Origin of the sequence: Microbispora hainanensis, from assembly GCF_006874475.1 — a bacterium.
In the GTDB taxonomy this organism is placed as follows: domain Bacteria; phylum Actinomycetota; class Actinomycetes; order Streptosporangiales; family Streptosporangiaceae; genus Microbispora; species Microbispora hainanensis.
This window is the reverse complement of sequence record NZ_VIRM01000066.1, coordinates 1-25,648: the sequence shown is the minus strand read 5'-3', so window position 1 is coordinate 25,648 and position 25,648 is coordinate 1. Positions and strand designations below refer to the sequence as shown.

The window sequence follows — 25,648 nt, the reverse complement described above, 5'->3', positions numbered from 1 at the left end:
ACGTTCAGAGCAATCTGTTCGAGAAATCTTCCATGCCGCCCGCGACCATTGGAGGGGTGGTGGCGTACACCATCGAACTGTTGATCTTTGATCTGGGCAATCTTTATGGCGCGGGCTTTCCGGCGTTCACTGGGGTGCTGACCGAGGTGCAGCCGGTCATCGCGACGCTGGTCGCCACCTCGACGCCTGCGTCGCCGACGACGTTGTCGTATCCATCAGCGTCGGACCCGCCGGGGGCGCTGAGCCTCCTTCATGTCACCGATCCAGCCGGGCCCGGAGACTTCTTCCGCTCGGGCCCGATCGCTGCGTGGCCGCCCGGCCCGGCCCTGCTCCAAGTTGGCACTGGCCGCGTGCCGATCACGTTCGAAACCATGAGGATGGCGGTCACCCTTCCGATCACCATCAACCTCCCCTGGTACGTGGCGGCCGCAGTCGGTGCCGCGACCTCAGGAATGTTCATCCCGTTCAAACTGACCATAAATAGGCTGGGGTTAGGCTCATCGCCGACCGTCGGCGCCATCCGCGCGAAATTCTCCGGCGAAATCTGGTACACCACGCTGATCGTGCCCCGCAGGAGTGGCATCAGCGGGACCGTCGATCTAACGCTCACCCCCTCAGGCGATGCCCTGACGCCGGCCACATTCGTCAACGTTACGGCCAGCAACCTGTCACTTTCGCCCGACTTCATTACACCGCTGTCGACGGCCGCGCTCGCTGCGCTCGCGCCGGTTTTCTCCGGCATGCTGTCGGGCCCGCTGACCACACGGATCAACTCGGCGATCAGCAGCCTGGCGGCGGGGGTGCGCATGAGCGTCCCACTGACGCCGTCCGGCCAGGCGCTGTTTTCGCCCGCCGCCACGATCAGCGTCCGGCGCATCGTCGTTGTGCCCAGTGGGCTGGTGGTCGACGCTGTTCTGGGTGAGCTAACCGCCACGCCGGCCAGCCCGCCTGATCCCGCACCCGAGCCGGAGCCTGAGGCGAAGCCGCAGTTGTTGGTGAGGATCGAGCCGCAGCCGGAGGAAGAGGTAACGCAGACCTACATGGTGAGCGTCCGCAAGGCCGCCGACGGGTCGCCTGTAGAAGACGCCAAGGTAACCATCACCACGTTCACCCCGGTGGTCGGCAACGCCGTGACGGCGTCCGCGCTCACGGACGCGCAAGGCCTGGCGGCGTTCGAGGTCACGCTGCGCTCGCGGTTCCGCCCAAGCAGTAACCCGACGCACACGGGCGAGTTGCAGCGCACGCCGCCGGCGCTGCTCGTCACCAAGCAGAGCTTCGAGGACTTCTTCCTGGAACTGTGATCCGTCGGCAACCTGTTGTTGCGGGATCAGGCGAGTCAGGGGTTAGATCTCGCCGTTCACCGCCCAAGCCGTGGGCATGATGGAGCCGAGGAGCCCGGAATAAACGGCCGCGCCGGTCACGATACGTGTGGTTCGGGCGGGATGTTCTCGATCCGCAGGTCGGAGAAGACCAGGGTGAGGTCGTGAACGTTGGTCTGGATCCGCACCTCATGGAAGTCGATGCCGACGGCTGCGGCCCAGTCCCGGGCGGTCGACGAGTCGGCGACGAGCTCGGCCCCGGGGTAGAGCGTCTGTGAGTTGACTCCCCAGACGTATCCGTCGAGGGTAACTCCGGTCTCGTAGATGGTGAGCCGGTCATCGAGGGACTCGTGCCAGGTGTGGGACGGCACGGTTGTGACGCAGTTGGCCTGCACGCAGTAGCGGAACTGGTAACGCAGCGTCGGTGGCATGAGCTCGGTTCCGGGGCCGGCCATCGGGAGGATCACGAGCTCGTAGTCGCGTGCGTAGTTCACGAATCCGTGATGGAGCAGGGCTTGGTCGAAGAGCTGGTCCAGCGCCTCCTGCAGCTTCAGCGGATCCATGAGGCACAGTTGTACCGCTGATGACGGCAGGGCGTGGATACACGTTGCCTTACGGATGCAAGCCGCCACCCGCGCCTCTGTCGCACATGTCCTAATGCGGAGGGGCGTTCCACACGTTGGCGGCTTCGGCGGCCACGCGGATGCCTTCGGCCTTGCCGGCCGTGGCCGCGGGTGCACGACGGGACGGGTCGAGCATGCCGCCCAGCCCCTTCCCCGTGATCTCACGCCAGCGAGCGGGTCCTGCGGTGATGAGAACGGCGCGGGTTCCCGCCCCCAGTTGGGCGATCTGCTCCTCCACGCCGGTCAGGGGGCCACCGCCGCGGGTGAGCGGGGCGATCACGATGACGCGGTCGTGACCCGCTGCCAGGTCGACGTTGCCGGGGGATCGCATCCCACCGTCGATGTACGTGCGCCCGCCGATCGACGCCGGAGGCCGGATGCCCGGCGCGGCTGTGCCGGCTGCGACCGCGTGCACCAGGTCGACCCCGCTTTCGGCGTCGAAGATGGCCGGTTCCCCCGAGTCGGCGTCCACGGCGGGGACCAGAAAGCGCGTTTTCGGCCAGTCGCGGACCTCTCCGAGCCGGCGCCCGATCTCCGCAAGGCGCTCCTCTTCGGGCGCCGTAACCGCAGTTCGCGCAATACGCCCCATTCGTATGCCGAATTCCTGGGGGCTCTTTGACCTCTTGAGCGACCAAATCAGTCGCATTACCCCCATGGCCGTCGGTTTCACGAGGCGCTCGCCATTTGCTGGCGCGAGTTGTGCCTCCATCAGCTGCTCGGGATGGAGGCCCGCGGCGATCTGGGCTCCCACCACGGCGCCGGCGGAGGTGCCGACGACGAGGTCGGCGTCGCGTACGTCGATGCCCTGCTCGGCCAAGCCGGCGAGGACACCTGCCTCCCAGGCGATCCCGGTCGGCCCGCCGCCGCCGAGAACCAGCGCTCTCCCGCCCATCGGCCTCTCCCTGCTTGTCGAATCACGGCGACATGGTTGAGATGAGGGAAACTGAGTACACTGTACTCGTTTTTGTGAGCCTGTTCACCTCCGGGATGACGCACCACATCGGGCCGGGCGAGTCGCGGCGCGGGGGCCCGCACAGGTGCACACGCGGACGAGAGGCGGGGAATTCTTGGTGTTCCCCCGGAGACGTGGATGGGCCGTGGCGGCCTACCAGTAAAGGACAGTCATCTCTTTTCCGGTTCTTTCCACCTCATATGGTCCACTGGCCAGAAGGGGGGAGGATGCGCCTGCACGACCGCTTCTCCATCACGTTTCGCATCACCCTGTTCACCGGGCTGATGGCGACTTTCCTGTGCGCGCTGCTGGCCGTGTCCATAATGACGGGCGTCCATCATTGGGCCAGCGACGACGTCGAGAGGGAGATCTCGGCGGCGGGCGGCCGCGTGGCCGTCCAGATCGAGCGGGGGGAGTTGACCTATCCGCTCGACGTGTACAAGAGCCGCGATCTCCAGGTGGTCGACCCGTCCGGCCGGGTGGTCGCCGCGACCGCGAACATGCGGGGTAAGCCGAGGATGGCGACCTTCATTCCGCCGGACACCAGGAACAGCGCCACCCGTATCGTTTGCGGCGACGACTTCGCGGTCCCCGGATGCAACGTCGTCGTGGCGCAGTGGGCGCACCGCCCGGGCCAGAGATGGCTGGTCTACAGCGCGGCCCCGCAGGTGCCGCCGTGGGTCGATCCCTGGCTGGCCGCGCTGGTGGGACTGAGCGCGGCGGCGCTGGCCGGGGCCATCACCTATCTGGGCTACCGGGACGTGCGGGCATCGCTCAGGCCGGTCGACGCCATCCGCGGGGAACTGGACGAGATCAACGAGACCTGCCCCAGCCGCCGGGTGCCGATGCCGTCCGCGCAGGACGAGATCCGGGCGATGGCCGAGAGCGTCAACCGTACGCTGAGCCGGCTGGACAGCGCGCTGCAGCAGGTGCAGAGCGCGCTGCAACACCAGCGCCAGTTCGTCTCCAACGCCTCCCACGATCTGCGCACCCCGATAGCGGCCATGCGTGCCGAGGTGGAGGACGGCCTCCTCGCGCCGGAGGAGACCAGCGTGCCCCAACTGGGCGAGGCCATCCTGCCCAGCCTCGAGCGGCTGGAGGCGATCGTGCACGACCTGCTGACCATCGAGCGGCTGGACCACGGTGTCTACGGCGAACAGGCCACGATCGATCTGGCCGTGCTCGTGGCCGCGGAGCTGCGGGGCCGCGCCCAGAAGACCAAGCGATACGAATGCGCCCTCAAACCCGGCGTCATCGTGGCCGGCGACAGGGTGCGTCTCGCCCGATTGCTGACCAGCCTCTTCGACAACGCCGAACGGCATGCCAGGTCGACGGTCAGCGTGTCCGTACGGCACGAGCCCGGCGAGGGGCGCGGCACCGCGGTGCTGGAGGTCGGTGACGACGGGCCGGGCATCGACCGGGACAAACGCGAGATGGTGTTCGACCGGTTCACCAGGCTGGACGCGGCGCGCAGCAGGAACGCCGGGGGCGCGGGGCTGGGGCTGTCGATCGCCCGGCAGATCGCGGAGGCCCACGGGGGCAGCCTGAGAATCGAGGACAGCTCTGTCGGCGCTCGCTTCGTCATGCGCCTCCCGGCGGTGTGCGACCCGGCGACGGCGGCTCCGGCCGACGGCGGCGTCCCCAGTGAGAACGACTCTCGCGGGCCGTGCTGAACAATTCATTTGACGGAGTGAGCACTCACTCCGTACGTTGAAGGGCATGACGGACACCACTACCCGCCGGCGTGCGCCGGCCATGAGCACCGAGCAGCGCAGGGCGATGATCGTCGCGGCCGCGCTCCCACTGGTCGCCGAGCGCGGCGCCGCCGTCACCACCAGCCAGATCGCCCGGGCCGCCGGAATCGGCGAGGGCACGGTCTTCCGGGTCTTCGCCGACAAGGACGAGTTGCTCGACGCGTGCGTGACCGAGGCGACGGACCCGGGTCACGTGCTGCGTGAACTGGCCTCGATCTCCCTGGACGACCCGCTCGCCGACCGGCTGGCGCAGGCGGTCGAGGCGCTGCGCGCCCACCTGGAACGCATGGGGGCCGTGATCGGCGCCCTGCACGGCACCGGCCACCGCCCCGAACGTGGTGGCAGGCAGGCCCCGGAAGACAGGCCCGGAGGCGGCGGTGCCTCGCGAGGCAGGGAGGCCTCGATGAGGGCGATCCACGAGGCGATGGTCGAGCTGATCGAACCCGATCGGGCGGCGCTGCGCCTGGAGCCCGAAAAGATCGCCTCCGTCTTCATGGGAATGCTCTTCGTCCGTCCCCAGGCCACCTCCGGAGGCGTGGAGGCGTCCCCCGAGGAGCTCGTGGACATCCTGCTGCACGGCACGCTCAAGACCCCCGGGAGCACGGCATGACCATCACGCTGAACCACACGATCGTCCCCGCCGTCGACAACCGCGAGGCGGCCCGGTTCTTCGCCTCGATCATGGGCCTGACCGAGCTGCCGCCCGCCGGGCGGAACGGCCACTTCGCCCCCGTACGGGTGAACGACACGCTGACCCTGGACTTCATGACCGTGGCGGAGCCCGTCGGCGTGCATCTGGCCTTCGACGTGGATCCCGACACGTTCGACGGGATCCTGGCCCGACTGCGGGAGGCCGGGGTGCCGTACGGCAACGATCCGGTCGACCCCGGCAACGGCCGCATCGATCACCCGCTGTGCCCGCGCGGGCTGTTCTTCGTCGACGCGGCGCGCAACCTCTACGAGGTCATGTCCCCGGCCTGACCGAGGCCGAAGATCTTGGCGGCGTTGTCGTGGCAGACGGCGCGCAGCCACTCGTCCCCCAGGTCCAGGCCGGCCAGGGCCGTCAGCGCGTCCCCGTACGGATAGGGGATGTTGGGGAAGTCGGTGCCGAGCAGGACGCGGTCCTGCAGCTCCAGCAGCAGCGGGACGGCCGTCCGGGGGAAGGGCGCGGTCTCCTCGGTGAAGCCGGTGAAGGCCATCGTCGTGTCCAGCAAGACCGCCGGATGCCGCAGGGCCAGGGCGAGGAACTCGGCATACTCGGGCGTGCCCATGTGGGCGATCACGAGCGGCAGCCGGGGATGCCGGGAGAGCAGCGCCGCGATGGGTTCCGGCCCGGTGTGCGGTCCGGGAGCCGGGCCCGACCCGCAGTGCGTCACCACCGGGATGCCGTGGTCCTCCAGCAGCCCCCAGACGTCGTCGAGCAGCGGGTCGTTCGGGTCGTACGCGCCGACCTGGAGGTGCGCCTTGAACACCCGGGCGCCCCGCTCGATCGTCCGCGCGACGTAGCGCCCGGCGCCGGGCTCGGGGAAGAACGTCGCCGTGTGCAGGCAGCCGGGCACCCGGGCGGCGAAATCGGCGGCCCAGTCGTTCAGCCACTCCGCCATGCCCGGCTTGTGCGGATAGAGCATGGAGGTGAACGCGCGCACGCCGAACGCCCTGAGCCGTTCGACGCGGTCGTCCTCGGCCAGCCGATAGGTGATGGGCCAGGGCCGGCCGACCAGCGGCCCGGCGGAGTCGAAGTAGGCCCACACCTTGGCCAGGACGCGTTCCGGCATGAAGTGGGTGTGGATGTCGATCAGGCCGGGCAGGCCCAGTTCCCGCCAGAACGCGGTCACGCGTCGGATGTCGTCGTCTGCGGCAGATATCTCGTCCGGCATGGCCTCACACGTTATCCGCTCGCCATCAGCTCGACGCGGCGAGGTAGCGCCCGGCCAGCGCACGCAGGTGATCGCGCAGCTCGGGCGGGTCGAGCACGGTGAAGGGCACGTCGAGCGCGGTGAGGAAGGCCGTCAGGTTGTGGAGCGAGTCGCCGCCGGTCTCCAGCACGCAGGCGTCCGCGCCGTCGGCGCGCAGCAGTCCGGCCGCGGCGGTGAGCCGCGCGCCCACGACCTTGGCGGGCACGTGCAGCCGTACGACCGCCCGGTGCCTCCAGGCGGCCGAACCCGCTCCGCGTACGACGTGGGCGGCGGCGTCGCCCTCGGGCGGTTCGCGCGGGGTGAAGCGGGGGCCGTTCGGGACGCGGAGCCGCATCCGGTCGGCGCGGAAGGTCCGCCAGTCGCGGCGGTCGGCGTCCCAGGCCAGCAGATACCAGCGCCGGCCGGTGAAGACGAGCCGGTGCGGCTCGGTCGTGCGGCGTCCCTCGCCGCCTCGGTGGTCGAGGTAGTCGAACCGCAGGGTCTCGTGGTCGCGGACGGCCGCGGCGATCGCGATCAGCGTCTCGGGGTCCACCGTGGGACCGTGACCCGGCACCGCGACCGTCGCGGCGCGCACGGCCTCGATCCGGTGGCGCAGCCGGGACGGCAGCATGCGCTGGAGCTTGGTGAGCGCGCGCAGCGAGGTCTCCTCGATGCCGGTCACGGTGCTGCCCGCGGCGGCCTGCAGGCTGACGACGACCGCGACGACCTCCTCGTCGTCCAGCAGCAGCGGAGGCAGGGAGGACCCCGCGCCCAGCCGATATCCGCCGGCCGTGCCGGTGGTGGAGGGGATCTCGTATCCCAGGTGGCGCAGCCGTTCGACGTCGTTGCGCACGGTCCTCGTGGTCACGCCGAGCCGGTCGGCGAGCTCGGCGCCGGACCACCCGGGCCGGGCCTGGAGCAGCGCCAGCAACCGCAGCAGCCGTACGGAGGTTTCCAGCATGGCCACAGTCTCCCGCGCATTGCGGAACCGTACGTTCCTCAAGCCCGTCTAGCGTTCGCATCGAGGATCCGAGGAAGGGAGCAACCGATGTTGCGCGGACTGACGACCGTGAGCTTCTGGGCCGACGACGTCGAGGAGGCGAAGAAGTGGTACGCCGAGGTGCTCGGCGTGGAGGCGTACTTCGAACGCAGGGCTCCGGACGGGCGGCTCGCCTACGCCGAGTTCCGCTTGGGTGACTATGGGCACGAGCTCGGCTTCATCGATCGGCGCTACGCGCCGCACCCGGCGGCCGAGCCGGCCGGGGCCGTCGTCTACTGGCACGTGGACGACCTCACGGCGGCGCTGCACAGGTTGCTGTCGATGGGCGCGAAACAGCACGAGGCGCCGACGGAGCGCGGCCCCGGATTCGTCACGGCCTCGGTCGCCGACCCGTTCGGCAACATCCTCGGGATCATGCACAACGCCCACTACCTGGAGATCCTCGAAGGCCGCGGATGAAACCGCGGATGAAAGTTGCAGCGCCGTGCCCGGCCCACCAGGCGCGTACGGCCTGCCAGTCCGGCGTACGTTGACCGGCCCCCCTGCGCTGTGGACGATCGCCGTCACCGGGACCGTCGACCGACACGAGGGACGCCGACGATGAGATCGAAGAGGGAGATCAGCGCCTGGCTCACGGCGGTGCTCCTGGCGGCCGCCGCGCTCTTCGCGCCGGTCGCGATAGAGACCGGGGGCGGGAGCCGCGACGGTGACGACGCCGCTGCGGGCGGCCGCGTCGGCGATGCCCTGCAACACCGGCCCGGCCTCCTCGGCGGCGCCGCAGAACACGCCGCCGAGCGCCCCGGGGACGCCCGAGGTCGTCCACGTGTTCCTGACCTCGGTCACCCTGCGCTGGGCGCCCGCCACCGACGAGGACGGCATCGCCTGCTACTACGTCAGGGAAGGCACGACCAACGTGGCGACCTTCCAGCCCGCGGTCACCGAGGGCACCTTCGCCCTGCCGTGGCCGCCCTACGGCGTCCCCTACGAGGACCACGAGCTGCACGTCGTGGCCGTGGACACGAAGGGTGCGGCCGGGCCCGCGTCCGAGAGCGTGACGGTGCGGGTCCACAACGACGTCATCGTCACGACCTCGCCGTCGGTCCCGGCCCAGGGCGCCTGCCGGGTGACCTACCAGGCGTACTCCTGGTCCAGCGGGATGACCGTGAACATCTCGATCACCAACACGGGCGCCCAGCCCGTCAGGGACTGGCGGCTCGCGTTCACCTTCCCGGACACCGGCCAGCGGGTGACCTCGGGCTGGGTGGCCACCTGGTCGCAGACGGGCGCACAGGTGACGGCGGAGGCCCCGGCCTGGGGTAAGAACCTCGCCGCCGGTGCCTCGATCACCATCGGCTTCAACGGCACCCACACGGGAGTCACCCCGAACCCGGCGCAGTTCAGGCTCAACGGCTCCGTCTGCGCCTGACGCCGCTCCGAGGGCCTGCCGCCGTCCCCGCCCGGCGCCTGCCATGAGCGGCGTACGCGGCACCGCTTCGGACGGCCGGGTCGGCCGAGGCCGGTGAAGCGCGTTCAGCCGAGGCCGGCCTATCGGCGGGGGCCCAGCGCGGGGTGGCGTGCGCGGCGGAAGGCCGGGTCGGCCGAGGCGGGTGTACTGCGTTCACGTGAGACAGGTGTTCAGGTGAGGCAGGTGTTCAGGTGAGGCGGGTGTTCAGGTGAGGCGGGTGTTCAGGTGAGGCGTGCGTTCAGCCGAGGCCGGCGTATTGGCGGGGGCGCAGGGCCTGGGCGCGCAGCGCGGCCAGCGCGGCACGCCGTCCGGCGTGCGTGAGCCGCCACGGCGGATCGTCGCCCGCCACCCGCGTCCCGGGCTCGCGGCCCGCGCCCTCGGGCGTCGAACCCGTCGCCAGCGGCCCTGAAGCCGCCGCCGGGCCTTCCTGAGCCGTGACCCGCGGCCCCAAATCCTGGGGGCCCTGAGCACCGGGGCCCAATGTGTCTGTGTCCAGGCCCAGGGCGTCGAGGCGGTGGCGGAGCCGGGAGAGCGGGCCGGTGAGGTCGGCGCCGCCGACCCGGCCGCCGTCCGTGGCGCGCCAGCCCTCGCCGTTGACCACCTCGGTGATCCGGTCGCGCAGGTCGCCGTCCCGCACCACGTCGCCGTCCACGAGGATCATCAGCGCCGACTCGCGGATGGAGACCTCGAAGTCGTGCTCCCCTGGCGCGGGGACGAGTAGCGTGGGCGCCGCCGCATCCCACATGGCGGCGCGGTCGTCCAGCAGGTTCCTGCCCGTGGTCGTGAGCACGAGCCGCCGGCCGCTGCGCCGCAGCGCCCCGAGATCGTGTACGGCGATCTGCCGCAGCTCGGTGAGCGCGGGCACGTCGGCCTCGCCGCGTACGGCACCCGACCTGGTGGGGTTGCCCCAGCCGAACCGTTCGGCCGCCTCGACGGCCACGGCACGCCCGACGTTGAGCCGCTCGGTCAGGCGGACCCCGGTGCGGGCCAGGCCGAGCAGCCAGCGCAACGGCTCCAGGTGGGGCTCGTCCGGAGGCGCGATGGGGGCGTGCAGCCGCACCTCGAAGGGCTGGGCGAGCTCGCGGCGGGCGGTGCCGCGCCCGAGCACCCAGCGGTTCAGCCGCTCGCCGTGGACCCGGTGCAGCCAGCAGTCGCCGCCCAGCTCCGGGCGGGGCGCGGTGAGCCACCGGCGGGTCAGCTCCTCGCGGTCCACCGGGTCGCCGGTGACGATGGCCAGCTCCAGGGCGGCGGCGCACGCGACGTGCGCCCCGAGCTCCTCCGGCCCCATGATCGAGCTCCACGACAGCTCGGCGATGTCCGGGGGCAGCACCCCGGTGGCCTCCAGCTCACGGTGGTAGGCCGCGGCCCCGGCCTCCTCGCCCTCTCTGGCGTAGGTCAGCAGGATGCGTACGGTGGCCGGGGAGTCGCACAGGGCGGCGTAACGCTCCATGCCCGCGAGCCTGAGCAACCGGCCGAGAGCCCTGGCGATGGTCGCCTGGTCGCCCGGCACCTTGATCGGCAGCGTGTACCAGAGGAACTCGCACACGTCGAACTGGCTGATGGTCTCCAGCGCCTCGCCGCCGGCGAGCCACTCGACCGCGACGCGGGCGGGCTCGGCGACGTCCGGCTCGGAGCGCTCCAGCAGGGCGAGGAGCGCGGCGACGTCAGGTGCGGGCATGACCCGAAGTCTGCCGTATCGACCCCATCGTTGACGACGACCGGGCATCACTCGCGACCACCCCCCCTCTGGGTGCACCCTAGGGCGCACAGTACGCGCCCAACGATACGGGGGTGTCAGATCCACGAGTCGAACAGCATCCTCGCGTGCCAGGAGTCGTACGGGATGGACTCGGCGCCGATCACGGGATAGAGCCAGCCGAAGTTGACCAGGGCCAGGAGCACGAACGCCCCGACCACGGCCGTGCCGACGACGCGCCGGTTGGGCCGGGCCGGGTCCTCCTTGCCGATGATCAGCCCGCAGGCCAGCACGAGCGCCAGGATCATGAACGGCACCATCGGCATCGCGTAGAACATGAACATCGTCCGGTTGTCCGCGATGGCGAAGTAGAACCACGGCAGCCATCCGGCGGCGTAGCCGAGCAGCACCGCGCCCGCCCGCCAGTCGCGGGTGGCGACATACCAGGCGATCATGCCGATCAGCGCGATCAGACCGGCGTACCAGATGACCGGCGTCCCGGTGCCGAGGACCGCCCAGGAGCAGGAGTCGGCGCCGCAGTTCTTCGGCGACTCGTAGAAGAACGCCACCGGGCGCAGCAGCAGCGGCCACTGCCACGGCTCGGACTGGTACGGATGGCTCGACTCCAGGCCGGTGTGGAAGGTGAGCACCTGCTTCTGGTAGTCGAACCAGGAGCGGAGCGAGTCGATGACGAAGTAGGCCGGGCCGCTGGAAGTGGCCTGGTCCCAGTTGCGGCCGTAGCCCTTGTCGGTGACGAACCACCCGGTGAACGAGACGATGTAGGTGAGGACCGGGACGGCCGCCATCCACGCCGTGGCGAGCGGCAGGTCGCGGCGGATGACCGTGCCGTACGGCCGGGGCGTGCCGACGGCCCGCCGCGCGCCCGCGTCCCACAGCAGCGTCATGATCGCGAAGGCGGCGATGTAGAAGCCGCCGGTCCACTTGGTGGCCATGGCCAGGCCGAGGCACAGCCCGGCGGCCAGGCGCCAGGGCCGCAGGCCCAGCCGCGGCCCGTCCGCGGGCGACCCCGCCTCGTGCCACTCGGCGAGCCGGCTGCGGGACCAGTCCCGGTCGGCCACGAGGCAGGCGAACCCGGCGAGCACCCAGAACATCAGGAAGATGTCCAGCAGCGCCGTACGCGACAGCACGAAGTGGAGGGCGTCGAGGGACAGCAGCAGGCCGGCCGCGCAGCCGAGCAGCGTCGAGCGGGTCATCCTGCGGGCCGTGCGGGCGAGGATCAGGATGGACAGCGTGCCGAGCAGCGCGGCGGTGAAGCGCCAGCCGAACGGGTTCGCTCCGAAGATCATCTCGCCGAAGCCGATCAGCCACTTGCCGATCGGCGGGTGCACCACGTAGGAGGCGCACTCGCTCACCGAGCCGCACTGCTTGAAGATGTTCTCGTTGCCGGCGAGCAGGAGCTTGTCCGCGCCGTCGACGAACTGCCGTTCGACACCGTATTTGATGGTGGCGAAGGCGTCCTTGGCGTAGTAGGTCTCGTCGAAGACGACGGCGTGCGGCGTGCCCAGGCGGTAGAACCGCAGGAATCCGCCGAAGAGGGCGACCAGGATGGGGCCGAGCCAGCCCCACATGGCGCTGCCGGGCATGGGCGGCACGAGCCGGTCGCGCAGGGAAACCGAGGGAGCGTCGTCCTGTGGTCCCTCTTCCGGCTGCTCGAACGCCTTGTGGGAATAGTCGGTCACGGCCACGCCGACAGATTACTGGTGAGTCCCGGTTGAGGACACGGCTCGCGCGTGGATTGGCGTATCTGGCCGCTCGTCGATGAATGTTTCACGCCCCATAGGGTGGACGCCGTGCTCGTTCTCGCCGCAGCCCCGATCGGCCAGCCCAAAGACGCGTCTCCACGGCTGCGCGAGGTGCTCGCCGCGGCCGACGTGATCGCCGCGGAGGACACCCGCCGGCTGCGGCGGCTCGCGGCCGACCTGGAGATCGCCATCGGTGGCCGCGTGGTGTCCTACTACGACGCCAACGAGAGCGCGCGGGCCGCCGAGTTGCTGGAGGCGCTGCGCGAGGGCCGGACCGTCGTCGTGATCACCGACGCGGGGATGCCGGGCGTCTCCGACCCCGGCTATCGGCTCACCCGCCTCGCGGTCGAGGCCGGCCTGCCCGTGACGGCGCTGCCCGGCCCGTCGGCGGTGACGACCGCCCTCGCCGTCTCCGGCCTGCCGAGCGACCGGTTCTGCTTCGAGGGGTTCCCGCCGCGCAAACCGGGGGAGCGGGCCAGGCGGCTGGCGGCGCTGGCGGCCGAGGAGCGCACGATGGTGTTCTTCGAGGCGCCGCACCGCCTGCACGCGACTCTGGAGGCGATGGCGGAGGCCTTCGGCGCGCAGCGGCCCGCCGCCGTCTGCCGGGAGCTCACCAAGACCTACGAGGAGGTGCGCCGCGGCGGCCTCGGCGAGCTGGCCGAATGGGCCGCGGGCGAGGTCAGGGGCGAGATCACCCTGGTGGTGGCGGGGCGGACCGCCGACGAGGCCGCGCCGGACATCGAGGAACTGGTCGAGGAGGTGGCCAGGCGCGAGGGCGCGGGCGTGCCGCGCAAGCAGGCCATCGCCGAGGTGGCCAAGTCGGCCGGCGTCCCCAAGCGCGACCTCTACAACGCCGTCCACAGCGGCTGACTCGCGAACCACCCGATACCCCGAGAACACCTGACGCCCGCGAGAGCACCCGACGTCCGCGAGAGCACCCGACGTCCGCGAAGACAACCGACGTGCGCGAAGACAGCCGGCGTGCGCGAAGACGGCCGGCGCCCGACCACCTGACCCCGGAAAGCGCCCGCCCCCGTACAGCGCCCGCCCCCACACAGGGGCCGGGCGCCGGAGGCGGGTCAGCGGAGTGAGGAGCCGCGCCGCGAGGACGGGCGCAGTGACGACGGGCGCAGCGACCAGGGGCGCAGTGACCACGAGCGCGGCGACGACGAGCGCAGTGGCAGCGGCCGCAGTGACCAGGGGCGCAGGGGCGACGGCCCCGGCGTGGAGCGGCCCAGCAGGCCGGCGGCGGTGATGCCGGCGGCGAGGCAGGCGAGCGGCACGGCGGGCAGCAGATAGCGGTAGTCGAACTCGGCCGTCGCCGCAGGGGCCAGGATCAGCCCCACCGCTCCCAGCCAGGGCAGCAGCTCGGGCCCGCCGAGGTCGCGCCAGCGCCGCGCCAGGCCGTACAGGCCGAAGAGCAGCACCAGGCCCAGCACGAGGCCCGGCAGCCGTACGACCTTCTGGTAGCCGATCATGATGTCCGACCACGGCGAGACCACGTGCGTCGCGGCCGGACCGTTCTCGTACGCCTCGGCGTCCTTGTCCGTGGTGCTGTGATAGGAGCTCCACTTGGGCAGCTTGCGGGTGTACTCGTTGTCGAACTCGTACTGCAGGAACGTCTTGGCGTCGGGGAACCGCGGACGGCCCCACTGGAAGGCGCGGAAGAAGTCCTTGGCGACAGCGGCCAGATAGTCGCCCGGCTGGGACAGGATCGCCTTCTTCGCGAAGGCGCTCGCGTTCGCGTTGATCTCCGGGGTGAACTTCATGCCCGAGCCGAAGACGTGGAGCTGGTTCTGGTCGTCCCACCACAGGTACGCCTGGGCGGACAGCCCGCGGTCCTTGGGCGGGATGTTGATGCACAGCAGGGCCAGCTCCAGCTCGCGGCGCTCGTCGATGTCCATCTTGTGGCAGTCGGCGAACAACGACGTCCTCATGTAGAGGATGACCCCGTCGCTGTTGGTCATCGCGAACTGGCCGTTCACCGCCTTGAACCAGCCCATGTAGCCCACCACGGGCAGCGCGCACGCGGTGACCATGGCGACGATCGGTTTCCAGCCCGCCCGCTTGATCACCAGGTAGCCCACGACCAGGGCGAGGATGGGCAGGCCGATGCTCCGGGTCAGCGCCGTCAGCGCGAGCAGCAGCCCGACCACGGCGCCGCTGCGCCAGGTCATCCGCTCCCGCCACAGCACGAGCGTCACCACGCCCACGACGAGCAGGATGAACATGGTGTCCGACATGATCAGCTGTTCGAGCTGGATCTGGTAGGCGTCGAACATCACGGGGACGGCGGCCAGCGTCGCCCCCCAACCTGGCATCCCAAATTTTCTGGTCAGCAGCGCATAGATAAGGAACGCCGCCGCCAGCCCCATGAGGTGCTGGGTCAACACCACGAGCGAGAAACTGTGGAACGGCTTGAGCAGCAGCAGCCAGAAGCTGTATCCGTCCGGGCGGATCGGGTGCGGACGCGGGCGCAGCGCCACCGACACGTAGTCGTAGGAGTCGTTGAACCACATGGCCGGGCCGAAGCCGAGCATCGTGATGATCCGCAGCACGAAGGCGACGCCGAGCGTGACCGCGAAGACCCGGTGCCGGCGCAGCAGGGCGAGCGGACGGCCCCAGCCCCCGGCCGGGGAGACGTCCATCGACGGAGGATCCGCGATCGCGACCATCAAAGTCGCGCGGATTCGACCGCCTGCTCCAACCGGCGGATGAGTCCGCGCTTCCTCCCCTCGAATGTCGCCGGTGCCTTCCATAGGACGCCCGCGGCCGTGCGGCGCGGGAGAACCGTGCCACCGAGAACCCCGCCACCCGGGCGGAGTTCCGGCCCGTCACCTGCAGGCATACCCTGCACGCCGACGTGGCCGGCGCGCCGAGAATTCTCCGGGCCGGGCTCGTCCTCTGCGACGCCGCTTGGCCGGCGACGCGGGGAGCCCGCCGCCCCAGCGGTGGGTGGAGTCACGGTTACAGAATGCCAGCCGTTTCACGGACTTGACTCGGGCGCTACGGGGAAGCGGGCATCATTGGTGTCCTGCCGTCATATGCGAGGAGTTGCGACGTGGAACTTACCGTTGTCATGCCATGCCTCAATGAGGCCGAGACCGTTGAGATCTGTGTTCGCAAGGCTCTCACCTGCATGCGCGAAAACGGAATCGACGGTGAGGTGGTCATCGCCGACAACGGCAGCACCGACGGCTCCCAACAGCTGGCCCGCGACGCGGGCGCCCGGGTTGTCCATATTGACGAGAAGGGTTACGGCAACGCCCTGATCGGCGGCATCCGCGCCGCCCGTGGCAAGTACGTCATCATGGGCGACGCCGACGACTCCTACGACTTCACGAGCCTGATGCCCTTCGTCGAGCAGCTCCGGGACGGCGCCGAGCTGGTCATGGGCAACCGGTTCCGCGGCGGCATCGCACCGGGGGCCATGCCCCCGCTCCACCGCTACCTGGGCAACCCGGTCCTGTCGTTCATCGGCCGGCTGTTCTTCCCCAGCGAGATCGGCGACTTCCACTGCGGGCTGCGCGGCTTCCGCCGCGACTCGATCCTGCGGCTGGGGCTCCAGACCGGTGGCATGGAGTTCGCGTCCGAGATGGTGGTGAAGGCCACGCTGCAGGGGCTCGACGTCCGCGAGGTGCCCACCACCCTGTCGCCCGACGGCCGCTCCCGCCCGCCGCACCTGCGCTCCTGGCGGGACGGCTGGCGCCACCTGCGCTTCCTGATGCTGTACAGCCCGCGCTGGCTGTTCTTCATCCCGGGCCTGGTGCTGATGAGCCTCGGCCTGGTCGCCGGGGCCGTGCTGTCGTTCGGCCCGGTCTACATCGGCAAGCTGGCCTTCGACGTCGACACGCTGGTCGGCGCGTCCGCGATGGTGGTCATCGGCTTCCAGGCCGTCCTGTTCGCGCTGTTCACCAAGGTGTACGCGGCCGAGGAGGGCTTCCTGCCCGAAGACCGGCGCATCCGCAGACTGGTCGACGTCGTCACGCTGGAGAAGGGCCTGCTCGCGGGTGGCGCCCTGGCCGTGGCCGGTCTCGCGGGCCTGGTGGCCTCGCTCGCCCACTGGGGCGGCAAGGGCTTCGGCGAGCTGATCCCGGCCGAGTCGCTGCGCCTCGTCGTGCCGTCGGCGACCGCGTTCATCATGAGCTTCCAGACGATCTTCGCGTCGCTGTTCATCAGCATCCTCGGCATCCGCCGTACGCGGGAGAACCCGGTCGACATCGCGGCGTCCGCCGCCGAGGAGGCCGCCGAGGCCGTCAGCCGCGAGGCCGAGTCCGTGGCCGACCGCGAGTCCGTGGCCGACCGCGAGTCCGTGGCCTGACGCGCGGCGCTTGCCCCACGTTGGGGCGTGGCGCGCGGCGTTCCAACCCGGGGAGTCATCTCCCCGGGGCCGATAGGATTCGCACATGGCGGCTACAGGAACGACTGCATCCGGGGAGTCGGCGTTCTACGTGACGACGCCGATCTACTACGTCAACGACGCCCCGCACCTGGGCCACGCCTACACGACCGTCGCGGGCGACGTGCTCACCCGCTGGCACCGCCAGCGCGGCGAGAAGGTGTGGTACCTCACGGGCACGGACGAGCACGGTCAGAAGATCATGCGCACGGCCGAGGCGAACGGCGTCTCGCCGCAGGAGTGGTGCGACAAGCTCGTCGAGGACGCCTGGAAGCCGCTCTGGGAGCACCTCCAGATCGCCAACGACGACTTCATCCGCACCACCGAGCGGCGCCACACCGACCGCGTGCAGGAGTTCGTGCAGGACCTGTACGACAAGGGCGAGATCTACAAGGGCGAATACGAGGGCCCCTACTGCGTCGGGTGCGAGGAGTACAAGTCGCCCGGCGACCTGCTTGAGGGCGACCTGTGCCCGATCCACAAGCGCCCGGTCGAGTGGCTGAAGGAGGAGAACTACTTCTTCCGGCTCTCCGCGTACGGCCAGCGCCTCCTGGAGCACTACGAGCAGAACCCCGACTTCATCCAGCCGGCCTCCGCGCGCAACGAGATCGTGCAGCTGGTGAAGCAGGGCCTGCAGGACCTGTCGATCTCGCGCTCGACCTTCGACTGGGGCGTCCCGATTCCCTGGGACCCCAAGCACGTCATCTACGTGTGGATCGACGCGCTGCTCAACTACGCCACGGCCGTCGGCTACGGCTCCGACCAGGCGAAGTTCGACGACACCTGGCCGGCGAACGTCCATCTGGTCGGCAAGGACATCCTCCGGTTCCACGCGGCGATCTGGCCGGCCATGCTGATGGCCAACGACCTGCCGCTGCCGCGCAAGATCTTCGCCAACGGCTGGCTCCTGGTCGGCGGCGAGAAGATGAGCAAGTCCAACCTCACCGGCATCTCGCCCCGCGACCTGACGAGCCACTTCGGCGTGGACGCCTACCGCTACTACTTCCTGCGGGCGATCCCGTTCGGCCAGGACGGCTCGTTCTCCTGGGAGGACTTCTCCGCGCGCTACACCTCCGAGCTCGCCAACGACTTCGGCAATCTGGCGTCGCGGGTCGCGGCCATGATCGGCAAGTACTTCGACGGAGTGCTGCCGGAGGCGAAGGACGCGGGCCCGGCCGAGCAGGCGATCGCGGACGGCCTGGCCGCGGCGGTGGCCCAGGCGGACACCGCGATCGGCGACAACCTCGACTTCGCGGGCGGCATCGGCGCGATCTTCGACTTCGTCAAGCAGGTCAACGGCTACTTGAGTGACCAGGCGCCGTGGAAGGTCGCCAAGGACGACTCGCCCGAGGGGCAGGCGCGGCTCGCCACGATCCTCTACACGGCGGCCGAGTCGCTGCGTGCGATCGCGGTGCTGCTCCACCCGGTCATGCCCGCCACCAGCGAGAAGCTGTGGGCGTCCCTCGGGGCGGAGCCGTATCTCGGCGCGCTCGCCGACCAGCGGATCGCCGACGTCGCCACCTGGGGCAGGCTGCCCGCCGGGGCGCAGGTCGTCAAGGGCGAGATCCTCTTCCCGAGGCTGGAGAACGCCTGACCATGTCGCGTGAGCGTCCTGCGCCGCCCGAGGCGCTGCCGGGTGAGGTCTTCGACAGCCACTGCCACCTGGACATCATGGTCGGCAACCGGCAGGCGTCCTCGGGCGATCCGGTCGCGCTGGCGGCCCAGGCCGCCGGGGCGAGCGTCGAGTCGATCCTCGCCGAGGCGAAGTCGGTCGGCGTGACGCGTCTGGTGACGGTCGGATACGACCTGCCGTCCTCGCGGTGGAACGCCGAGGTGGCCGGTCGGCACCGGGACGTCTACGCGGCCGTGGCCATCCACCCCAACGAGGCGCACGCCGCCACGCCCGAGGTCCTCGCCGAGATCGAGGACCTCGCGCGGCGGCCGGACGTGCGGGCGGTGGGGGAGACCGGCCTCGACTACTTCCGCGACTGGGCGTCGAAGGACGACCAGCACGCGAGCTTCCGCGCGCACATCGAGATCGCCAAGCGGACCGGCAGGGCCCTGGTGATCCACGACCGTGACGCGCACGACGACGTGCTCGCCGTGCTCGCCGACCAGGGCGCCCCCGACGTGGTCGTCTTCCACAGCTTCTCGGGCGACGCCGAGATGGCCAAGCGGTGTGTGGACGCCGGTTACTTCATGTCGTTCTCCGGGCCGGTGACGTACAAGAACGCCGCTTATCTGCGTGAGGCGGCGGCGGTGGCGCCGCCCGAGCTGATGCTGGTCGAGACCGACGCGCCCTACCTGCCGCCGACGCCGCACCGGGGCAAGCCCAACGCGCCCTATCTGATCCCGCTGACGCTCCGCTGCCTCGCCGAGGTCAAGGGCATGGACCTCGCCGACCTCGCCGCCCGGATCACGGCCAACGGCGAGACCGTCTTCGGCGCCTGGTAGCGCGGGGGACACTGGAGGCATGAGTCTGCTCGGGCCGGTCGAAGTGCGTGCACTCGCGGAGAAGCTGAACATCCGGCCGACGAAGAAGCTGGGGCAGAACTTCGTGATCGACGGCGGCACCGTCCGCCGGATCGTCCGGCTCGCCGGGGTCGAGCCGGACGACGTGGCGATCGAGGTCGGGCCGGGCCTCGGCTCGCTCACCCTCGCCCTGCTCCCGGAGGTCGCCGAGGTCGTCGCCGTGGAGATCGACCCGGTGCTGGCGGAGCAGTTGCCGCTGACGGTCGCCGAGCGGGCCCCCGAGGTGGCCGGCCGGCTGACCGTGGTGCACGCCGACGCCCTCAAGGTCGGCCCGGCCGAGCTCGGCACCGAGCCGACCGCGCTGGTCGCGAACCTGCCCTACAACGTGTCCGTGCCGGTCGTGCTGCACCTGCTGGAGGTGCTGCCGTCGCTGCGGCGCGGGCTGGTGATGGTGCAGTCGGAGGTCGCCGACCGGCTCGCCGCGACGCCGGGGTCGCGCATCTACGGCGTTCCCTCGGTGAAGGCCGCCTGGTATGCGGAGGTGCGCCGGGCCGGCCCGGTCGGGCGCAACGTCTTCTGGCCCGCGCCGAACGTCGACTCCGGCCTGGTCTCGCTCGTACGGCGGGAGCCGCCGGTGACGACGGCGACGCGCCAGGAGGTGTTCGCCGCCGTCGACGCGGCGTTCGCGCAGCGCCGCAAGACGCTGCGGGCCGCGCTCGCGTCCTGGGCGGGCACGGCGGCCGCCGCCGAGAAGGCCCTGCTCGGGGCCGGGATCGACCCCTCGGCCCGCGGGGAGCAACTGGGGATCGAGGACTTCGCCCGCATCGCCGAGCAGCGGGCCGCCGCGCTCGCCTAGGCCGTACGGCTGCCCAAGAGCGGGCCGCGCCACCCGGAGCGTGCGGAGCCTTCGGCCGCGCGGTTTGCCCAGCCTCACGAGTTTCCCAAGCTGCGAGATCTCTTAGAGAGTTCGGCGGGGGACGTGGGCGGCCGTCCCTGGTGTCGCCTGTCCGAGACCATGGGCCCGCGCCCGGGCGACGGCCTCTCCCCGGTCGGCGGCGTGCAGCTTGCCGAGGATGGTCGAAACGCTGTTGCGCACGGTTTTCGGGCTGATGGAGAGCCTGCGGGCGATGGCCTGGTTCCCGAGCCCGGTCGCCACGAGGTCGAGGATCTCCAGCTCACGCGAGGTCAGTTCGGGGAACGGCCGCGGGGAGGCGCCGCGCGGGCCCTCCGCGAACGACCGCAGCACCCGCTGGGCGATCTCCGGGCCGAAGACCGCCTCGCCCGCCGCGACCGCCAGTACGGCACGCACCACGTCGGCCCGGTCGGAGCCCTTGAGCAGGTATCCGGAGGCGCCGGCCCGGATGGCGGCGTAGACGGAGTCGTCGTCGGCGTGCATGGTCAGCACGAGCACGGCCGGGCCGTCGTCGCGCGCGGTGATCCGGCGGGTGGCCTCGACGCCGTTCATGCCGGGCATCGTCAGGTCCATCAGCACCACGTCGGGCCGTGACCGGGCGACGGCCGCGAGCGCCGCGAGCCCGTCACCGGCGCAGTCCACGACGTCGATCTCGGGCAGCCCGGTGAGCGCCGTCCGCAGGCCGTCGAGGAAGATCGGATGGTCGTCGACGAGCAGGACTCGTACCGGCACGGTCATGGTCAGATCCTCCCAGAGCCGTGCAGGGGGAGCAGAGCGGTCACGAGTGTCCCACCCCCAGGACCGGGCGTGACCGTGAGCGTGCCCCCGAGCTCGTCGGCGCGTTCGCGCATCGAGGCCAGGCCGACGCCGTCGCGGTGCGGCGACGCGACCCCGACCCCGTCGTCCGCCACCTCGACCCGCAGCCACGGGTCCTCCGGCACGAGAGTGACGGTGCAGCTCGCGGCCCCGGCGTGCCGTACGACGTTGGTCATGGCCTCGGTCACGATCCGGTAGGCCGCGACCTCTACGGCGGCGCTGGGGACGGCCAGGTCGTCGGGACAGTGCACCCGCACGTGCAGACCCGCCGCACGCAGCGCCGCCGAGTGCTCCCGCACGACACCCGCGAGACCCAGATCGTCGAGGGCGGGCGGGCGCAGCCCGTGCACGACCTGCCGTACGTCGGTCACGGACCGGCTGATCAACGCCTTGATCTTCGCGACCAGGTGGGCGGTGCCGGCGTCCTCCACCCGGTCGGCGAGCACGTCGATCTGCAGGCTGGCCGCGGCCAGCAGCGGCCCCAGGCCGTCGTGCAGATCTCTGCGGACGCGCAGCCGCTCCTCCTCGCGTGCCCGGACGATGCGTTCCCGCGACTCGCGCAGGTCCTCCGACAGGCGCGCCGCCCTGATCGCGACGGCGATCTGGCCGGCGAGGTCGGCGAGCAGCTCCTGCTCCCGGGTGTCGAACCTGCTCTGCCCGGAGCGGTGGCCGACCAGCAGCGTTCCCTCCTGCCGGCCATGGGCGACCAGGGGAAAGGCGAGCATGCCGGGCGGGGCGGGGACGTCACGATCGGGCACGACCCGCGCCTGCGGCAGGCGCAGCATGGTGGTGAGCGTCTCGGTGACCGTGCGCAGCAGCTCCTCCAGCACGTCGATCCGGGACAGCCGTTCCGCCAGCCCGGTCAGCACCGCGTACGGATGACCGCGGTCGCCGAACAGCAGCCGGTCGACCCCGCGCAGCAGCCGGTCTTTCACCGGGCTCAGCGAGACCGCGACGACGGCCGTCGCCAGGAGCGCGGAGCTGCGGCTCGGGTCGGGGGCGAGGATCGTGGACGTCGCGGCGAGGCAGGCCAGGTAGGTGACGACCACGATCGCGGTGAGAGCGGTGTAGACGATGGCGCGGTCGAGCACGGCCGCGATGTCGAACAGATCGGTGCGCAGGATCGCGACCCCGGTCGCGACGGGCATCGCCGCCACCGTGAGGCTCTCCAGGACCGCGCCGAACCAGCCGGGCGTCCACGCGTCCGTCAGCGGCTGCGCCACGATGCCCGCGATGACCACGACGGCGGCCAGCGCCAGCCACGCCAGGCGTTCGCGGCCCGCGCCGTCGGCCCGGCTCCAGCGCACGATGATCGACGCCGTCGCGGTCAGGGTCAGCCCGAGGAGGACGACGAGCATGCCGGTCGTGACCGCGGGCGCGACCGGGCCCAGCAGCGGTACGCCGAGGGGGTTCACGGCGGGGTCGTCCTCGCTGATCCGCCCCGGGGTGACGGCGATCGAGGAGACGAGGACCACCAGCGCGGCCGTCGTGGCGTGCAGCGCCCACCGCCACCGGGGCGTCGGCGGACGCCCGTCGGGATAGAGCAGCAGGGGATACGTGGTGGCGGTCACCCAGGCCACGGCGAACAGCGCGTTCTGCACCAGCACCAGCAGCGGACCCAGCGCGGAGGCCGGGTCCGTCGCGACGGCGTGCTGGGCGAGCCCGTCCACGACGGCCGCGCCGAACTGCAGCACTCCCACGGCGAGGAAGAACCAGCCGACGGGGTTGTCCGGACGGTGCCAGGCGATGAGCGCGCCGACCAGCGGAAAGGCGAGGAACCCGGCGAACCACACGATGTCGGAGGCGGCCGGAGCGGTCACCCCGGTGACGAACGCCGCGCCCCAGGCCGTCGCGGCGAACAGGACGACCGACGCGCCGAGCAGGCCTCCGGCCGTGAGGCGCGACAGACGGGTTACCACGTTCTTCTCCCAGCGTTCGCGACCGGCACACCATAACGCCGCGCGCGTCCTGCCGTCCCGGGACGTCCGTCCCGCCTCCGTACGGGCGTGACCACGGGATCGGGGAGGACGTCCGCCGGTGGCCGCCGGGGCGGCGGGGGGCCGAAGGTCGGGTGCGTTCGGTGCGAGTTCCCGTCATCTGGAGGAAAGATGTCCACCGTCAACGCAGGAACGGCCGAGGACGCGCCCGCCGTCGTACGGCCGGCGCTCGGCACCGCGGCGATCGCCGCGCTCGCCCTCTTCGTGGTGATGTTCGGCACCTGGGCGCCCGAGTCCCCGCAGGCCGGCACGGCGGATGCGGTGGCCGTACGCGCGTGGGCGGCCGAATCGATGACGACTTTGCGGATCAACGCCTTCGCGGGGGTGCTGGCCGTCGTCGCGCTGATCGTGCTGACGGCCGCGCTGGCCCGGCTGGCCCGGGCGTCCGCCCCCGGCTCGCCGCTGGCCGGGGTGGTCCTGTTGAGCGGCGGCCTGCTCACCGGCGTCAACGCCGTCGTCACGGGGGTCACCCTGCTCTGGGTGCTGCCGGACCTGCCCGCGACCGGCGACGCCACGGTGCTGGCGTGGCACTCCTTGTCCTGGTTCGGCCAGATGCTCGGAGAGGTCGCCGTGGTGGTCCAGTCGCTGCTGATGGGGGCGTTCTCGGTCGCGGCGCTGCGGGGCGGGATCGTCACGCGCTGGCTGTGCTGGCTCGGCGTCGTGCTCGCCGTGACGGGCCTGGTCAGCGTCGTCGGTGTGGTCGTGCCGTCGGCGGTCTTCGACACGGCGTGGCTCGCCGGTCTCTACGGATGGATGCTTTGGCCGCTGCTCGCCGCGATCGTCTTCGGCCTGCGCTGGGCTCGCCTGCGGCGATGAGGTCCACGCCCGGGCCCGCCGTACGGGCCCGGGCCTTGTGCCGCCGGATCAGGACGCGCGGACCGGCCGGCGGCCGAGATAGGCGAGAAGCGCGGCCACCGCGTCGGCGTCGTCGCCTGCGTCGAGGGCCGCGGCGTAGGCGCCGTAGGCCCGGAGGGGTTCGACGATCCGGGTGGCGACCTCCATGAGGGGCACGGCCATCTCCGGGGTGAGCGGCGAGGGCCGCCCGGTGGCCACGGCGATGTCCCAGGCGTGCACCGCCGCGTCGAGCGCGCACGCGCCGGCCGCGAGCCACGCCGGCATGGGGCCCTGGGGGAGCGGCACCGCCACCTGCTCGGCGTCGTCGTCCACCGTCGCCCAGGCGCGGGCCGAGTCGTCGAGCGCCGCGGCCAGGTAGGCCCCGGGGTCGCCCTCGATGCGGCCGGAGGGCGAGAACGGGTCTTCGGAGGGCCACGGTCCGCCGGTGATCGCGGCGGTGAAGGCGATCTGGTCTCCGGTCGCGTGCTGCAGCACCTGGGTGACCGACCACTTCTCGCACGGGGTCGGGGCGTGCCACGCCTCGCCGTCGACGCCCGCGACGGCGGCGCGCAACGCGTCGTGCGCCTGGGTCAGCAGGGTCCGCCAGCTCGCCGTCGTGGTCTCGTTCATGGGTGCCACGAGCCGGACGCCTGGAAGGCGCTCGTCGTCTTCCTCGAACGGATCGTCGACGCCGACGTGCACTCGCTCACGGTCCACCTCGCGGGCACCTTCACGCCGACCAAGGAGATGGGGCGGGACGCGCGGCGGGCCGCGGAGCTGATGGGCCGGCTGGTCGAGCGCGCCCACGCGGCCGGACGGCTGCGCCGCGACCTGGTCGCCGACGACTTCGGCCTCGTGCTGGAGGGGTGCGCCGCCGTACGGGTGCCCGACCCGGAGCGTACGCGCGAGCTGCGGCGGCGCTTCCTGGCGATGGTGCTCGCCGGTATCACGAGAGCCGGCGAAGAGGGGACCGGTGAAGGCACTCTCCCCGGCCCGGCTCCGGAGCCGGGCGAGCTGAACTGGCGGTGGCCGCGCCCCCGTTGATCGGACCGAGTTTGACGTGATCGACGGGTGATCCGTTCCATCGGAGGAGTGTGATTTACGTCACAGAGAGCACTTGTGTCGATCAGTGACGTTTCGTGACAAGTCGGCGACGGCGGCCCGTGTGATCAGCGAAAACACGACGGCCGCGGAGAGGGTGCGGGCGCCGCCGACGGTCGCGATCTTGACGGGTCGCTCAGACCGAAAACCACTAGGGCGGTCACTGACAGCAAATCCTCAGATAGCTTTTAGCCGTCCTTTACTGACGGATGGGGCGCAATGGCGCCCGACGATCAGACCAGGGAGTAGTAAGTTGAAGCGCACCCTCACCCTCGGCGGTATCGCGGTCGGCCTGCTGGCCTCTGCGGCCGTCGCCGCCCCCGCCCACGCGGACTCCGTTCCGCACGACACCCTGGCCAGCACGAACTTCGCGGCCCAGCAGGTCGCCGCGTTCTGGTACGGCCAGAACAAGGCCAACCTGGTCAACGCGACGCCGTACGCGGTGGAGACCACGGTCCCCACCAAGCACGTCTCGACCGGCGGCGCCTCTGCCGACACCAAGGCCGGCGTGGTCGGCTCCAGCGGTGACAAGAAGGCCACCTCCGGCACGTCGAAGAACGTGAACCTGCCGAAGACCACCGGCAAGGTGTTCTTCATCGGCGCGGACAAGAAGCCGCACTGGTGCTCGGCGACCGCCGTGCAGAGCCAG

23 protein-coding genes and 1 pseudogene are annotated in these 25,648 nt (G+C 71.1%); 14 read left to right on the top strand and 10 right to left on the bottom strand.

Annotated elements, in window-relative coordinates; translation table 11 throughout:
- Window positions 1–59: 59 nt before the first annotated feature.
- Complete coding sequence (locus FLX08_RS35485; RefSeq protein WP_142624640.1) at window positions 60–1,301, top strand: hypothetical protein; 1,242 nt, start codon at window positions 60–62, stop codon at window positions 1,299–1,301.
- A gap of 116 nt (window positions 1,302–1,417) precedes the next feature.
- On the opposite strand, the gene FLX08_RS35480 is transcribed toward FLX08_RS35485, so the two are convergent.
- Window positions 1,418–1,882, bottom strand: a complete 465-nt coding sequence (locus FLX08_RS35480) for a YxiG-like protein (RefSeq protein WP_142624639.1) — start codon at window positions 1,880–1,882, stop codon at window positions 1,418–1,420.
- A 91-nt stretch (window positions 1,883–1,973) separates the two neighbouring features.
- Window positions 1,974–2,834 (bottom strand): patatin-like phospholipase family protein, encoded by an 861-nt coding sequence (locus tag FLX08_RS35475; RefSeq protein ID WP_142624638.1) that lies wholly within the window; start codon window positions 2,832–2,834, stop codon window positions 1,974–1,976.
- A 287-nt stretch (window positions 2,835–3,121) separates the two neighbouring features.
- Here FLX08_RS35475 and FLX08_RS35470 point away from each other — a divergent pair, with 287 nt between their 5' ends.
- Genes FLX08_RS35470 through FLX08_RS35460 form a run of 3 tightly spaced genes read left to right on the top strand, consistent with a single transcriptional unit; the run spans window position 3,122 to window position 5,629 of the window.
- A complete protein-coding gene (locus FLX08_RS35470; RefSeq protein ID WP_142624637.1) occupies window positions 3,122–4,567 on the top strand; it encodes a sensor histidine kinase in 1,446 nt (481 codons plus the stop codon).
- 46 nt (window positions 4,568–4,613) lie between these two features.
- Entirely contained in the window at window positions 4,614–5,258 is a 645-nt protein-coding gene (locus FLX08_RS35465; RefSeq protein WP_142624636.1) for a TetR/AcrR family transcriptional regulator, read from the top strand.
- Window positions 5,255–5,629 (top strand): VOC family protein, encoded by a 375-nt coding sequence (locus FLX08_RS35460; RefSeq protein WP_142624635.1) that lies wholly within the window; start codon window positions 5,255–5,257, stop codon window positions 5,627–5,629. The genes FLX08_RS35465 and FLX08_RS35460 overlap by 4 nt, the downstream gene beginning before the upstream one ends.
- Here the strand turns inward: FLX08_RS35460 and FLX08_RS35455 are convergent.
- Together FLX08_RS35455 and FLX08_RS35450 are read right to left on the bottom strand one after the other, a co-directional pair.
- Window positions 5,605–6,525 (bottom strand): amidohydrolase family protein, encoded by a 921-nt coding sequence (locus FLX08_RS35455; RefSeq protein ID WP_142624634.1) that lies wholly within the window; start codon window positions 6,523–6,525, stop codon window positions 5,605–5,607. The genes FLX08_RS35460 and FLX08_RS35455 overlap by 25 nt on opposite strands.
- 25 nt (window positions 6,526–6,550) lie before the next feature.
- A complete protein-coding gene (locus tag FLX08_RS35450) occupies window positions 6,551–7,504 on the bottom strand; it encodes a helix-turn-helix transcriptional regulator (protein WP_142624633.1) in 954 nt (317 codons plus the stop codon).
- An 87-nt stretch (window positions 7,505–7,591) separates the two neighbouring features.
- On the opposite strand from FLX08_RS35450, the gene FLX08_RS35445 reads away from it, so the two are divergent.
- On the top strand, window positions 7,592–8,002 hold the full coding sequence (locus FLX08_RS35445) for a VOC family protein (RefSeq protein WP_142624632.1): 411 nt from the start codon (window positions 7,592–7,594) through the stop codon (window positions 8,000–8,002).
- A 247-nt stretch (window positions 8,003–8,249) separates the two neighbouring features.
- Window positions 8,250–8,969 (top strand): cellulose binding domain-containing protein, encoded by a 720-nt coding sequence (locus tag FLX08_RS35440; protein ID WP_142624631.1) that lies wholly within the window; start codon window positions 8,250–8,252, stop codon window positions 8,967–8,969.
- Window positions 8,970–9,246: 277 nt separating this feature from the next.
- On the opposite strand, the gene FLX08_RS35435 is transcribed toward FLX08_RS35440, so the two are convergent.
- Complete coding sequence (locus tag FLX08_RS35435) at window positions 9,247–10,686, bottom strand: hypothetical protein (RefSeq protein ID WP_142624630.1); 1,440 nt, start codon at window positions 10,684–10,686, stop codon at window positions 9,247–9,249.
- 116 nt (window positions 10,687–10,802) lie between these two features.
- The gene (locus tag FLX08_RS35430) at window positions 10,803–12,410 is read right to left on the bottom strand and encodes a dolichyl-phosphate-mannose--protein mannosyltransferase (protein ID WP_425280665.1); all 1,608 of its coding nucleotides are present in this window, start codon (window positions 12,408–12,410) and stop codon (window positions 10,803–10,805) included.
- Window positions 12,411–12,515: 105 nt separating this feature from the next.
- On the opposite strand from FLX08_RS35430, the gene rsmI reads away from it, so the two are divergent.
- Window positions 12,516–13,337, top strand: coding sequence for a 16S rRNA (cytidine(1402)-2'-O)-methyltransferase (gene rsmI, locus FLX08_RS35425; RefSeq protein ID WP_142624629.1), 822 nt, complete (start codon window positions 12,516–12,518; stop codon window positions 13,335–13,337).
- Window positions 13,338–13,546: 209 nt separating this feature from the next.
- Here the strand turns inward: rsmI and FLX08_RS35420 are convergent, their stop codons facing one another.
- Window positions 13,547–15,115, bottom strand: a complete 1,569-nt coding sequence (locus FLX08_RS35420; protein WP_244313125.1) for a hypothetical protein — start codon at window positions 15,113–15,115, stop codon at window positions 13,547–13,549.
- 413 nt (window positions 15,116–15,528) lie between these two features.
- Here FLX08_RS35420 and FLX08_RS35415 point away from each other — a divergent pair, with 413 nt between their 5' ends.
- The 4 genes from FLX08_RS35415 to rsmA all read left to right on the top strand — a co-directional run bounded on the left by FLX08_RS35415 (window position 15,529) and on the right by rsmA (window position 20,194).
- The gene (locus tag FLX08_RS35415) at window positions 15,529–16,788 is read left to right on the top strand and encodes a glycosyltransferase (RefSeq protein ID WP_208761871.1); all 1,260 of its coding nucleotides are present in this window, start codon (window positions 15,529–15,531) and stop codon (window positions 16,786–16,788) included.
- 85 nt (window positions 16,789–16,873) lie between these two features.
- On the top strand, window positions 16,874–18,460 hold the full coding sequence (gene metG, locus FLX08_RS35410; RefSeq protein ID WP_142624628.1) for a methionine--tRNA ligase: 1,587 nt from the start codon (window positions 16,874–16,876) through the stop codon (window positions 18,458–18,460).
- 2 nt (window positions 18,461–18,462) lie between these two features.
- On the top strand, window positions 18,463–19,320 hold the full coding sequence (locus tag FLX08_RS35405) for a TatD family hydrolase (protein WP_142624627.1): 858 nt from the start codon (window positions 18,463–18,465) through the stop codon (window positions 19,318–19,320).
- A 19-nt stretch (window positions 19,321–19,339) separates the two neighbouring features.
- Window positions 19,340–20,194, top strand: coding sequence for a 16S rRNA (adenine(1518)-N(6)/adenine(1519)-N(6))-dimethyltransferase RsmA (rsmA, locus tag FLX08_RS35400; RefSeq protein ID WP_142624626.1), 855 nt, complete (start codon window positions 19,340–19,342; stop codon window positions 20,192–20,194).
- Window positions 20,195–20,296: 102 nt separating this feature from the next.
- On the opposite strand, the gene FLX08_RS35395 is transcribed toward rsmA, so the two are convergent.
- On the bottom strand, window positions 20,297–20,989 hold the full coding sequence (locus FLX08_RS35395) for a response regulator (RefSeq protein ID WP_208761870.1): 693 nt from the start codon (window positions 20,987–20,989) through the stop codon (window positions 20,297–20,299).
- A gap of 2 nt (window positions 20,990–20,991) precedes the next feature.
- Complete coding sequence (locus FLX08_RS35390; RefSeq protein WP_142624625.1) at window positions 20,992–22,986, bottom strand: GAF domain-containing sensor histidine kinase; 1,995 nt, start codon at window positions 22,984–22,986, stop codon at window positions 20,992–20,994.
- Between the two features lie 189 nt (window positions 22,987–23,175).
- On the opposite strand from FLX08_RS35390, the gene FLX08_RS35385 reads away from it, so the two are divergent.
- Entirely contained in the window at window positions 23,176–23,880 is a 705-nt protein-coding gene (locus FLX08_RS35385; protein ID WP_142624624.1) for a hypothetical protein, read from the top strand.
- 48 nt (window positions 23,881–23,928) lie between these two features.
- Here FLX08_RS35385 and FLX08_RS35380 read toward each other — a convergent pair whose 3' ends face one another.
- The gene (locus FLX08_RS35380) at window positions 23,929–24,615 is read right to left on the bottom strand and encodes a TIGR03086 family metal-binding protein (RefSeq protein WP_244313124.1); all 687 of its coding nucleotides are present in this window, start codon (window positions 24,613–24,615) and stop codon (window positions 23,929–23,931) included.
- On the opposite strand from FLX08_RS35380, the gene FLX08_RS35375 reads away from it, so the two are divergent.
- The gene (locus FLX08_RS35375) at window positions 24,595–24,942 is read left to right on the top strand and encodes an SbtR family transcriptional regulator (RefSeq protein WP_142624623.1); all 348 of its coding nucleotides are present in this window, start codon (window positions 24,595–24,597) and stop codon (window positions 24,940–24,942) included. The two genes, FLX08_RS35380 and FLX08_RS35375, sit on opposite strands and share 21 nt — an antisense overlap.
- A 310-nt stretch (window positions 24,943–25,252) precedes the next feature.
- A pseudogene (locus FLX08_RS35370) lies at window positions 25,253–25,648 on the top strand (trypsin-like serine peptidase); the annotation flags it as partial.

Bases quoted from the DNA above. Each gene is read 5' to 3' on its own strand.
- FLX08_RS35480 (WP_142624639.1), bottom strand. From the start codon at position 1,882: ATGGATCCGCTGAAGCTGCAGGAGGCGCTGGACCAGCTCTTCGACCAA.
- FLX08_RS35475 (WP_142624638.1), bottom strand. From the start codon at position 2,834: ATGGGCGGGAGAGCGCTGGTTCTCGGCGGCGGCGGGCCGACCGGGATC.
- FLX08_RS35470 (WP_142624637.1), top strand. From the start codon at position 3,122: ATGCGCCTGCACGACCGCTTCTCCATCACGTTTCGCATCACCCTGTTC.
- FLX08_RS35465 (WP_142624636.1), top strand. From the start codon at position 4,614: ATGACGGACACCACTACCCGCCGGCGTGCGCCGGCCATGAGCACCGAG.
- FLX08_RS35460 (WP_142624635.1), top strand. From the start codon at position 5,255: ATGACCATCACGCTGAACCACACGATCGTCCCCGCCGTCGACAACCGC.
- FLX08_RS35455 (WP_142624634.1), bottom strand. From the start codon at position 6,525: ATGCCGGACGAGATATCTGCCGCAGACGACGACATCCGACGCGTGACC.
- FLX08_RS35450 (WP_142624633.1), bottom strand. From the start codon at position 7,504: ATGCTGGAAACCTCCGTACGGCTGCTGCGGTTGCTGGCGCTGCTCCAG.
- FLX08_RS35445 (WP_142624632.1), top strand. From the start codon at position 7,592: ATGTTGCGCGGACTGACGACCGTGAGCTTCTGGGCCGACGACGTCGAG.
- FLX08_RS35435 (WP_142624630.1), bottom strand. From the start codon at position 10,686: ATGCCCGCACCTGACGTCGCCGCGCTCCTCGCCCTGCTGGAGCGCTCC.
- FLX08_RS35420 (WP_244313125.1), bottom strand. From the start codon at position 15,115: ATGGACGTCTCCCCGGCCGGGGGCTGGGGCCGTCCGCTCGCCCTGCTG.
- metG (WP_142624628.1), top strand. From the start codon at position 16,874: ATGGCGGCTACAGGAACGACTGCATCCGGGGAGTCGGCGTTCTACGTG.
- FLX08_RS35405 (WP_142624627.1), top strand. From the start codon at position 18,463: ATGTCGCGTGAGCGTCCTGCGCCGCCCGAGGCGCTGCCGGGTGAGGTC.
- rsmA (WP_142624626.1), top strand. From the start codon at position 19,340: ATGAGTCTGCTCGGGCCGGTCGAAGTGCGTGCACTCGCGGAGAAGCTG.
- FLX08_RS35395 (WP_208761870.1), bottom strand. From the start codon at position 20,989: ATGACCGTGCCGGTACGAGTCCTGCTCGTCGACGACCATCCGATCTTC.
- FLX08_RS35385 (WP_142624624.1), top strand. From the start codon at position 23,176: ATGTCCACCGTCAACGCAGGAACGGCCGAGGACGCGCCCGCCGTCGTA.